The organism is Sphingomonas sp., from assembly GCF_035317925.1.
In the GTDB taxonomy this organism is placed as follows: Bacteria; Pseudomonadota; Alphaproteobacteria; order Sphingomonadales; family Sphingomonadaceae; genus Sphingomonas_I.
This window is the reverse complement of the sequence record NZ_DATHFV010000005.1, coordinates 1-10,128: the sequence shown is the minus strand read 5'-3', so window position 1 is coordinate 10,128 and position 10,128 is coordinate 1. Positions and strand designations below refer to the sequence as shown.

At 66.7% G+C, this 10,128-nt stretch carries 10 protein-coding genes and 1 pseudogene; all 11 read left to right on the top strand.

What is annotated here, in order from left to right:
• A pseudogene (locus VK533_RS00215) lies at positions 1–854 on the top strand (hypothetical protein); the annotation flags it as partial.
• Between the two features lie 234 nt (positions 855–1,088).
• Positions 1,089–3,128, top strand: a complete 2,040-nt coding sequence (locus VK533_RS00210; protein WP_324373832.1) for an NAD(+) synthase — start codon at positions 1,089–1,091, stop codon at positions 3,126–3,128.
• Between the two features lie 74 nt (positions 3,129–3,202).
• Complete coding sequence (locus tag VK533_RS00205; RefSeq protein WP_324373830.1) at positions 3,203–3,880, top strand: hemerythrin domain-containing protein; 678 nt, start codon at positions 3,203–3,205, stop codon at positions 3,878–3,880.
• 106 nt (positions 3,881–3,986) lie between these two features.
• A complete protein-coding gene (locus tag VK533_RS00200; protein ID WP_324373829.1) occupies positions 3,987–4,406 on the top strand; it encodes an EF-hand domain-containing protein in 420 nt (139 codons plus the stop codon).
• A 38-nt stretch (positions 4,407–4,444) separates the two neighbouring features.
• Positions 4,445–4,990, top strand: coding sequence for an RNA polymerase sigma factor (locus tag VK533_RS00195; RefSeq protein ID WP_324373827.1), 546 nt, complete (start codon positions 4,445–4,447; stop codon positions 4,988–4,990).
• A complete protein-coding gene (locus VK533_RS00190) occupies positions 4,983–5,399 on the top strand; it encodes a hypothetical protein (protein WP_324373825.1) in 417 nt (138 codons plus the stop codon). The genes VK533_RS00195 and VK533_RS00190 overlap by 8 nt, the downstream gene beginning before the upstream one ends.
• Positions 5,396–5,860: a periplasmic heavy metal sensor gene (locus tag VK533_RS00185; RefSeq protein ID WP_324373823.1), complete on the top strand. Its 465-nt coding sequence runs from the start codon at positions 5,396–5,398 to the stop codon at positions 5,858–5,860. The genes VK533_RS00190 and VK533_RS00185 overlap by 4 nt, the downstream gene beginning before the upstream one ends.
• Positions 5,861–5,912: 52 nt before the next feature.
• Positions 5,913–7,379, top strand: coding sequence for a DUF1800 domain-containing protein (locus VK533_RS00180; protein ID WP_324373821.1), 1,467 nt, complete (start codon positions 5,913–5,915; stop codon positions 7,377–7,379).
• A 2-nt stretch (positions 7,380–7,381) separates the two neighbouring features.
• Complete coding sequence (locus tag VK533_RS00175; RefSeq protein ID WP_324373819.1) at positions 7,382–8,533, top strand: DUF1501 domain-containing protein; 1,152 nt, start codon at positions 7,382–7,384, stop codon at positions 8,531–8,533.
• 197 nt (positions 8,534–8,730) lie between these two features.
• Positions 8,731–9,099, top strand: a complete 369-nt coding sequence (locus VK533_RS00170; protein ID WP_324373817.1) for a BlaI/MecI/CopY family transcriptional regulator — start codon at positions 8,731–8,733, stop codon at positions 9,097–9,099.
• A partial coding sequence (locus tag VK533_RS00165; RefSeq protein WP_324373815.1) for a M56 family metallopeptidase occupies positions 9,096–10,128 on the top strand: 1,033 nt, incomplete at its 3' end. The genes VK533_RS00170 and VK533_RS00165, both read left to right, overlap by 4 nt.

The following is a 10,128-nucleotide window of genomic DNA, read 5'->3' as shown; positions in this document are numbered from 1 at the left end:
AGGCTCGCGCCGGAGGCGATTTCGACGAGGCCGACATCGATCCGCGCACCAAATGGATCCATGTCGACGATCGCTTCCGCCATCTGTGGAGCGGGACCGAGGCGGGCATGCGCGCCCAAATCCTGCGGGCCGATCCGGATGCGACCGAGGAGATGATTGGGCATATGATCGCGATGGTGCGCGAGGGCCGGGTGCATGATCCGTTCGCCGCTCTGACTGACAATATAACGGCCGAGGGCATGCCCGAACCATTTGCGTGCATCTACAATATGGTGCCCAATTTCGAGCTCACGCTCCTGATCGCCCAGGCGACCGGCTCGGTCATCGTCACCGACAGTCCCTATCGCTGGCGCGAAATTCTCCAGCACGCCTGGCATATGCCCGGCGGGCCGGCGCACGCGCTGCCGGCGCTGCGCGCCGCGATCGAAGGCGCCGATCATATGTTCCTCTACGAAGTGCAGGCGATCGCATCCATCCTGCGGTCTCCGGCGGGCGGAGGTTATCGTTCTCTGATCCACGACGCCGTGCGCTATGTGTCCGGGTTCCGGCAGACCGGGCCCAAGCCCAACTGGGAATCGCAGCTTCCGGGCCGTTTTGGGCGTGCGCATGCGGCACTACAGGCGGCGCTCCGCAAAACCGGAGCTCTGGGGCATGTCGCGAAGGCGAAATGTATCATCCCCGCCAGCGGGATCCGCGACAATATGGTCAACCGGCTGATCGTGACCTCGAGCGTTGAACATTATCTCGAGCACGTGCCGATGGCATTTTTCTTCGAGCGACCGGATCCTTCGACCTATTCGCGGTTATTTCCCAGCAAGCCATGGGCAACTGAACCGGAGCCGGAGTTGCTCTGATCGGTCCTTTGCCTCTCTGCTGCCATCTTGACAACATGCGCATGTTCCTGATATGTTCCAAGCGGAAATTGCTCCGCCGTGCTCCAAAAAACAGCCAATCCTTTAGTTCGTTTCCGGTGTTTTTTGTTTTTTGCCCTCTCGAAAGGCCTGTGACCCGACATTGACCCGGCCCCCTCTCCTTTCTAGCTGCACTGTTGCATCGCTGCCGCTTGGGGAGCTGGGATACCGCGCCGCATGACCGATCGCTTCTTCTCGATCCACGCCCAGGGCATGGTCCGCGTCGCGGCGGCGACGCCGGCGGCGAGCGCGGGCGATGTCGCGGCGAACGCCGCGTCGATCCTCGATCTGGCGCGCAAGGGCGATGCCGAGGGTGCGGACCTGATCGTCTATCCCGAACTGTGCCTGTCCTCCTACGCGATCGACGATCTGCACCTGCAAGAGGCGTTGCTCGATCGGGTCGAGGCGGAGCTGGCCAAGCTGGTCAAGGCAACCGTCAAACTCAAGCCGGTGCTGCTGGTCGGCGCAGCGCTGCGGCGCAACGGGCGGCTGTATAACTGCGCGGTAGCGATCGCGCGCGGCAAGGTGCTGGGCGTCGTCCCCAAATCCTACCTGCCCAATTACCGCGAATATTATGAGAAGCGCTGGTTCGCGCCCGGCGTGGGGCTCACCGGCCTGACGATTGCGCTCGGCGATGCCGAAGTGCCGTTCGGCCCGGACCTGATCTTCGCCGCGAGCGACCTTCCCGACTTCATCTTCCATATCGAGATTTGCGAGGATTATTGGGCGCCGATCCCGCCCTCCTCGCTCGGTGCGCTCGCGGGGGCGCTGATCCTGACCAACCTGTCCGCCTCCAACATCCTGGTCGGCAAGGAGCGCGAGCGCGATCTCTATGGCGCGTCGCAATCGGCGCGCGCGACCGCGGCCTATGTCTATTCGGCGTCGGGGCCGGGCGAGAGCACGACCGATCTCGCGTGGGATGGCCAGGCGATGATCCACGAACTCGGCTATCAGCTCGCGAAATCGGCGCGGTTCGATCACGAACCCGAACTGACCTTCGCCGATATCGACGTCGCGCGCATCCGCCAGCACCGCATGCGCTTCGGCACGTTCAACGATAACGCCGCCGCCTTCGGCCATCCCGAAACGCGCTTCCGCCGCATCGCGTTCGCGCACCAGCCCGACTTCGCCGATATCGGCCTCAAGCGGAGCGTCGCGCGCTTCCCGTTCGTGCCCGCCGATCCGGCGCGGCTCGACGAGGATTGCTACGAAGCCTTCAACATCCAGGTCGAAGGCCTCGCCAAACGCATCGCCGCGACCGGCGCGGAGACGCTCGTCATCGGCATTTCGGGCGGGCTCGATTCAACCCATGCCCTGATCGTCGCCGCCAAGGCGTGCGAGCGGATCGGCAAGCCGCGCTCGGCGATCCTGGCTTACACCATGCCCGGTTTCGCCACGAGCGACGCGACCAAGGCCAATGCCTGGGCACTGATGAAGGCGCTCGGCGTGACCGGTGCCGAGATCGATATCCGTCCCGCCGCCAACCAGATGCTCAAGGATATGGACCATCCTTTTGCCAGGGGCGAGAAGGTCTATGACGTGACCTTCGAGAATGTGCAGGCGGGCCTGCGCACCGATTATCTGTTCCGCCTCGCCAATCAGCATAAGGGCTTCGTGATCGGCACGGGCGATCTGAGCGAGCTCGCGCTCGGCTGGTGCACCTATGGCGTCGGCGATCAGATGAGCCATTATGGCGTCAATGCCGGCGTCCCCAAGACCCTGATTCAGTTCCTGATCCGCTGGGCGGTCAAGACCGGCCAGTTCGACGAGGGCACCAACCGCATTTTGACCGCGATCCTCGGCACCGAAATCTCGCCCGAGCTGGTCCCCGCCGATGCCTCCGGCGCGATCCAGAGCACCGAGGCGAAGATCGGCCCGTACGAGCTGCACGATTTCTTCCTGCATTATACCGTGCGCCACGGGCTCGCGCCGTCGAAGATCGCCTTCCTCGCCTGGCATGCCTGGAAGGACGTCGAGGCGGGCGAATGGCCGGTCCATTTCCCGGCCGAAGCGCGCCATGCCTACGATCTTCCGACGATCCGCAAATGGCTCGAGATCTTCCTGTTCCGCTTCTTCGAGATCAGCCAGTTCAAACGGTCGGCCATGCCCAACGGCCCCAAGGTCTCCGCCGCCGCCAGCCTGTCCCCGCGCGGCGACTGGCGCGCGCCGTCGGACGGCACCGCGGGCCTCTGGCTCGACGAATTGCGTGGAAATTGAGAACTTTCGCGGCCTGACGCGTTGAACCCTTCGATCGGCGCATCCCCCCAAGCGCCCCGTGACGGAGTGATACCATGGCGACCACCACGACCCGAGCCCGCACTGCGACCGCCGCCAAGCGGTCCGCCACCGCCCAAGCGGAAGCCCGCGACGGCGATGGCCGCTTCACCAAGAGCAGCGCTCCGCGCAAGAAGTCGACGCGCAGCGACCATCCCGGGACCGGCGCGATGCTGGCGGCGGGCGCGGCGGGCCTGGCTGTCGGCCTTGCCGCCAATGTCGCGCGCAAGTTCGCGGTCCAGTCGCCCACCTATTTCGCGGGCGAATGGGACGAGGCGCTCACGGCCGAGCATGCACTGACGCTCAAGGTGTTCGATACGATCGAGGCGACGACCGAGAAGAACACAACCAAGCGCAATCTGCTGCTGATGAACCTCAAGCATATGCTGACCAAGCATGCGCTGGAGGAGGAGAATAGTGTCTACCCGGCGATGCGCGACGCGGGCGAGGCGGAAGCCGCCGATCATCTCAACAACGATCACGGCTATGTGAAGCAATATCTCTACGACCTGACCGTGACGGCGAAGGATTCGCCGGCCTGGATCGCCAAGATCCGCCAGTTCCGCGCGGACATCGAAAAGCATATGCGCGAGGAGGAAACGACGCTCTTCCCGCAACTCAAGGCCAAGCTCACGCCCGAACAGAACAAGGCCCTGACCAGCGCGATGAACAAGGAAGGGCTCAAGATCGCGTAAGCATGCGTCGCCCCAGCCTCCGCCGGGGCGACGATACATAAGCGACGGATAGCGACGGAACGGCCGTTCAAGCGGGCAAGGGCATAAGTTCGCTTACGGAGTTTCCATGACAAAGCTTCCTTTCGCCGCCGCCTTGTTCGGCGTGGCCGCCGCCGCTTTGGCGCAGACGCCGCCCGCACCCGCCGGCGGCATCTCGTTCGACCAGTGGTCGGTCCATGCCCGCGAGCGGCTGATGGCGCTCGACACCGATCATGACGGCAAGATCAGCAAGGACGAGTTCGCCGCGCGCGCGGCGATGATGGGCCACCACCGCAAGGGTGGTGCGGCCGAAGGCGCCAATGCGCCCAAGCCTGACGGCGCGCGCATGTTCACCCGGCTGGACGCCAACAATGACGGCTATCTCGACGCGACCGAGATCAACTCCATGCTCGCCCGCCGCTTCGCGCGCCAGGACGCCAATCATGATGGCGTGCTGACGCCGGACGAACAGCACGCTATGCGGGGGATGAGCGCGCCGGAGCAATGATCCGGCGTGGAGCGCGATGACGGGCGGAGGCATCCTTATTGAGCCTGGACGATCCCGACGGGGAGCTGGTCCGCCGGGTGGGCGAGGGCGACGCGCATGCCGTGGAGGCATTGGTGGCGCGCAAATTGCCGCGCATGACCGCGCTCGCGATACGCCTGCTCGGCGACCGCGCCGAAGCCGAGGATGTGGTGCAGGAGGTGTTCCTGCGCGTGTGGCGCGGCGCCGCCGCCTGGCGTCCGGGTGCGGCCAAGTTCGACACATGGATGCATCGCGTCGCCTTCAACCTCTGCACCGACCGGCTGCGCAAGCGGCGCGAGGCGCCCTTGCCGGAGACGTGGGACGCACCCGATCCGCAACCGCTCGCCGATGCCGGGATCACGGCCGAGCAGCTGAGCGACGCGCTGGGCCGTGCACTTGCCGAACTGGCCCCGCGCCAACGCGAGGCGATCGTGCTTACATATTACCAGGAGCTTCCCAATCGGGAGGCGGCGGCGCTGATGGGGATCGGCGTCGACGCCTTGGAAAGCTTGCTGGCACGGGGGCGCCGCGCGCTGAAAGCGCGGCTGGAGGGTGACGATGAGTAAGATGGATCTTGCGCGTTTCGAGACCTTGGTCGCGGCTTATGGCGCGACGCCGAACCGATGGCCCGAGGAGGAGCGCGATGCCGCCGAGGCGTTCGCGCGGTCCGATGCGCGCGCCGCGGCCTTGCTGGCCGAGGCCGATGCGGTCGATGCCCTGCTGTTCGCACATCGCGTGCCCGAGCCGACGCGGACCTTGCGCGCGATGGTGATCGAAGGCGCACCGAAACGTCGGCTTGGCGGCAGATTGCGCTTGTGGTGGAGCGGTATCGCGCTGGCGCTGGCGGCGGGCAGCGGCGTGCTGGCGGGCTCCGCGGCGACTGCGGCGCTGGAACCCGTCACCACCAATGTCGTGCTGTACGACCATGAAGACGCGCCCACCTATGAGGATTCTGCCGAGGAGAATGCGCAGTGAAGCGCTGGCCCACCATCCTGCTGATCGTCAGCCTGGTCGCGAACGTGTTCCTGCTCGGCCTGATCGCCGGCACGGTCTGGCATTGGACGCATGATCGCGGCATGGGCCTGCGCGGCGGCTGGCGGATGCGAGTCGCCGAATCCCTGCCCGAACCGCAAGCGCAGGCGCTGCGCGACGCCATCCACGATACGGTCAAGCAGACGGTGCCGACGCTGCGTCAGGGCCGCGCGGCGCGGGCCGAGGCGGCGCGGCTGTTCGTGCAGCCCCAGTTCGACGCCAATGCGATCACCGTCCGGCTCGACCAGGCACGCGCCTCCGACATGACGCTCCGCGCCAATCTGGAACATCGCATGGTTCAGTTCGCGGCGACGCTGCCGCAAGACCAGCGGCGCAAGATGGCGGAAGCGCTCAAGGACGGTCCGTTCCGGCAGGGGCCGCCCCACCCGCCGCAGCCACAATAACGACGGAATTTCACGCCGTCGTGCGTTGAAGCGAAGCACGACGGAGTTCGATATGTCGCTTCCCAATCCCCAGGCGCAGGCGATCGCGCTCAACCGCTTCGGGCTCGGCGCCCGCCCCGACGAAGCGCCGCCTTCCGATCCGAAACGCTGGCTGCTCGATCAGATCGACGCCTTCGAGCCGAAGCCGGCGGCCTTCGCGGCGCTCCCCGCTCCCGGCAGCCTCGCCCACGATTATTTCCAGGAGGTCGGCGAGCTGATCAAACAGATGGGCGCCGCCCCCACCCCGCCCGGCGCGCCCGTCCCGATGCCGGCCGCGCCGATGCCGGGGGATGCCCAGGCCAAGCTCGCACGCCAGCAACGGCGCGAGGCGCTGAACGTCGAGGTGCGCGACACCTATCGGCTCGCGGTCAATGCGCGCATGGCAAGCGCGCTGACGACCGAGACCCCATTCGCCGAACGGCTGGCGAGCTTCTGGTCGAACCATTTCGCGCTCTCGATCGAGAAGCCGCAGGTCGGTATCTACGCCGCCGATTTCGAACTGAACGCGATCCGCCCGCACATCATGGGCAAGTTCGAGGATATGCTGGTCGCGGTCGAACGGCATCCGGCGATGCTCTATTATCTCGACCAGTTCCGCTCGGTCGGGCCCGACAGCCTGTTCGGCCAGCGTGCGAACCTGCGCCGCCCGGACCGCAAGATCGGCCTCAACGAGAATCTCGCGCGCGAGATCATGGAGCTGCACACGCTCGGCGTGCGCACCGGCTACGACCAGGCCGACGTCACCGAATTCGCGCGCGCCTTGACCGGCTGGAGCGTCGGCGGCCTTGGGCCGATGGCGGGCAAGGACAATGTCGAGGTCGGCGCCTTCATGTTCCGCCCCGGCATCCATCAGCCCGGCGCCCGCACGATCATCGGCAAGCGCTATGACCAATCCGGCGAAGGCCAGGCGCGCGCGGTGCTGCACGATCTGGCCCTGTCGCCCGCGACCGCGAAGCATGTCTCGACCAAGCTCGCGCGCCATTTCGTCGCCGACGATCCGCCCCCGGCTTTGGTCGACCGGATGAGCGCGGCGTATCTGTCGAGCCACGGCCATCTGCCCGCCATCTATCGCGTGCTGATCGACGCGCCCGAAGCCTGGGCGACGGGCGAGCCCAAGTTCAAGACGCCGTGGGACTGGACCGTGTCCGCCTTGCGCGGGCTCGGCCGCCAGGATCTCGGCAAGTTGGATGCAGCCCCCTTGCTCAACCAGCTCGGCCAGCCGGTGTGGCGGCCGGGATCGCCCGCCGGTTATGACGATCTGTCGGCGAGCTGGGTCGCGCCCGACGCGCTGATGCGCCGGGTCGAGCTCGCCCAGCGTTTCGCCGCCGCAGCCGGCGGGCAGGTCGATGCACGCGCACTCGCGCCCAGATTGCTGCCCGGCCAGATGACGCCCGCGACCACGACCGCCTTGGCGCAAGCCGAAAGCGGCGCGACCGCGCTCGCCTTGCTGCTCGTCAGCCCCGAATTCCAGCGGAGATGACCATGATCCTCCCCCGCCGCCAGTTCCTCCGCTTCGCCGCCGCCGGCGCGGGCGCGATCCTCGTCAGCCCGCATATGGCCTTCGCGAGCGTGCCCGGCGACCGTCGCTTCGTGTTCATCATCCAGCGGGGCGCGGCCGACGGGCTCAACATCATCGTGCCCTATGGCGACCCCGATTATGCGGGGCTGCGGCGCGAGCTGGCGATCGATCCGGCCACTGCGATCAAGCTCGACGGCCATTTCGCGCTCAATCCGGCGATGCCGGAGGCGGGCAAGATGTATGCCGCCGGCCAGGCCTTGTTCGTCCACGCCACCGCCTCGCCCTATCGCGACCGGTCGCATTTCGACGGGCAGAATGTGCTCGAGACGGGCGGCACCGTGCCGTACGCGCAACGCGACGGCTGGATGAACCGGCTGGTTGGGCTGATGCCACGAAGCAAGGATGAAGCGATCGCCTTCGCGGCGACGGTGCCGCCCGCCCTGCGCGGCGCGGCGGACGTGACCTCGTTCGCGCCGTCGAACCTGCCACAGCCGACCGACGATCTGCTCGCGCGGGTCGGGCGGATGTATCAGGGCGACCCGCAGCTGCACGGCATGTGGGATGCGGCCCTGTCCGCGCGCGGCATGGCGGCGGGTGAAGGCTCCGGCCAGAAGCCCGAGGATCTGGGCAAGCTTGCCGCGAGCTTCCTGGTCAAGCCCGACGGGCCACGCATCGCCATGCTCGAAACCGGCGGCTGGGATACGCATACCGGCCAGCAATATCGCCTCACCGCGCAACTGAAGGCGCTCGATACGATGATAGGCGCGCTGCGCGACAATCTTGGCCCGGTCTGGAACCAGACGGTGGTGCTGGTCGCGACCGAGTTCGGCCGTACCGCCGCCGTCAACGGCACCGGCGGCACCGATCACGGCACCGCATCGGCGGCGATGCTGTTCGGCGGCGCGGTCAAGGGCGGGCGCGTGATCGCCGACTGGCCGGGTCTGGCCCAGGCCAATCTGTACGAAGACCGCGATCTCAAGCCGACCATCGGGCTCGACGCGGTGATCGCGGGCGCGACCGCGGAAAGCTTCGGGATCGATCCGCAGCGTGTCGGCAAGGCCCTGTTCCCGACCGCCGATTTCGGCCGCCCGACGGAAGGCCTGGTCCGCGCCTGAGCCTCTCCCGCGAAGGGGAAAATGAAAAAACACCGAAAACGAACTGATAGATTGCCGCCCCGCCTCCCGATGGATGCTGAAACAAGTTCAGCATGACGAAAGAAGGAGAGTGGCAACCAGCCTCCGCTCCGCCACCAAAAGCGCTTGACGATTACAAATGTAGTCGGTTATGACTACGCATGTAATCGGAGAATCACGTGGCGGAACGAATCAGCGAAGGCGAACAGGCCGTGATGGAAGTGCTGTGGGCGGACGCTCCGCTCACCGCGTCCGAAGTCGCCGAACGCATCCCCGATGCCCGCAACTGGAGCGAGCGCACGGTCAAGACGATGCTTGGCCGGCTGCTGTCCAAGGGCGCGCTCGTCCATGAAGAGGATGGCCGCCGTTACCTTTACCGGCCTGCGGTCGAGCGGGCGGATTATGCGTCCCGCGAAACCCGCCGGTTGGCCGATCGACTGTTCGGCGGACGCGCGGCGCCCCTGGTCGCGCACCTGGCGGCAGGCGACGGCCTGACCGATCAGGACATCGCCGAGCTGGAGGCACTCCTCAAGGATCTCAAATCATGATCGGCTGGTCGATCGAGGCGCTCGTCGCATCCACCCTGCTGATGCTGGTCGTGCTGGTGCTGCGCGGTTCCGTCGCGCGGCGCTTCGGCGCGCAGGCGGCTTACCTTTTGTGGCTGCTGCCGGCCTTGCGCATGATCCTGCCCCGCCTGCCCAAGTTCGCCGAAGAGCCCGTGCAGGCGGTCCCGATCCATTTCGACATCGCGCGGATCGTTGCAGCAGCGACCGCACCCGCGCATCAGGCCGCTGCCACAACCGCCGCACCCGTTGCGGTGTCCCAGCCGTCGATCGACTGGCTGATGGTCACGATCCTCGTCTGGCTGGGCGGCGCCGCCGTCTATCTCGCCTGGCAGCTCGGCCGCCATCACCGCTTCATGAGCATCGCGCTCGAACATGCCGATGCAGGCTTCCTCCGCGGCGGGATCAAGGTGCGGCTGAGTCCGGTGGTGACCGGTCCGCTCGCTGCCGGCATCTTTCATCGCCACATCCTGCTGCCCGAGGATTTCGAGCAGCGTTATAACGGCGCCGAACAGCGGTTGGCGCTGGCGCATGAACTGGCCCATCACCGCCGCGGCGATCTGATCGCCAATGGCGCGGCGCTGGCGATGCTCGCGCTCCACTGGTTCAATCCGATCGCGCACTGGGCCTATCGCGCCTTCCGCAACGATCAGGAGCTTGCCTGCGACGCGACCGTGCTCGGCGCCTCGCCCGAATCCGGCACCGATTATGGCCGTGCGCTGATCAAGTCCGCGCGTGCCGGAATGGCCGGCACCGCCGCCTGCGCGCTCGGCCCGACGACAGAGCTCAAGAGGAGGATCATGATGATCGCGCATTCGACCCGCAGCCGCGCCCGCCGCATCGCCGGGATAAGCCTCGCCACCGTTCTGGTCGGCCTCGGGCTTGGCCTGACCGCGTCGGGCAGCATCGCCGCACCGTCCGAGATCGCGCCGAAATCAATCAAGCCGTTGATCGAGCTGCGCGCTACGCCCCAGCCGGCACCCGAGCCGCACGTGATCGTCCTCGCCGACCGCA

Coding starts and splice junctions, on each gene's coding strand:
- VK533_RS00210 (WP_324373832.1), top strand. CDS start 1,089: ATGACCGATCGCTTCTTCTCGATCCACGCCCAGGGCATGGTCCGCGTC.
- VK533_RS00205 (WP_324373830.1), top strand. CDS start 3,203: ATGGCGACCACCACGACCCGAGCCCGCACTGCGACCGCCGCCAAGCGG.
- VK533_RS00200 (WP_324373829.1), top strand. CDS start 3,987: ATGACAAAGCTTCCTTTCGCCGCCGCCTTGTTCGGCGTGGCCGCCGCC.
- VK533_RS00190 (WP_324373825.1), top strand. CDS start 4,983: ATGAGTAAGATGGATCTTGCGCGTTTCGAGACCTTGGTCGCGGCTTAT.
- VK533_RS00180 (WP_324373821.1), top strand. CDS start 5,913: ATGTCGCTTCCCAATCCCCAGGCGCAGGCGATCGCGCTCAACCGCTTC.
- VK533_RS00175 (WP_324373819.1), top strand. CDS start 7,382: ATGATCCTCCCCCGCCGCCAGTTCCTCCGCTTCGCCGCCGCCGGCGCG.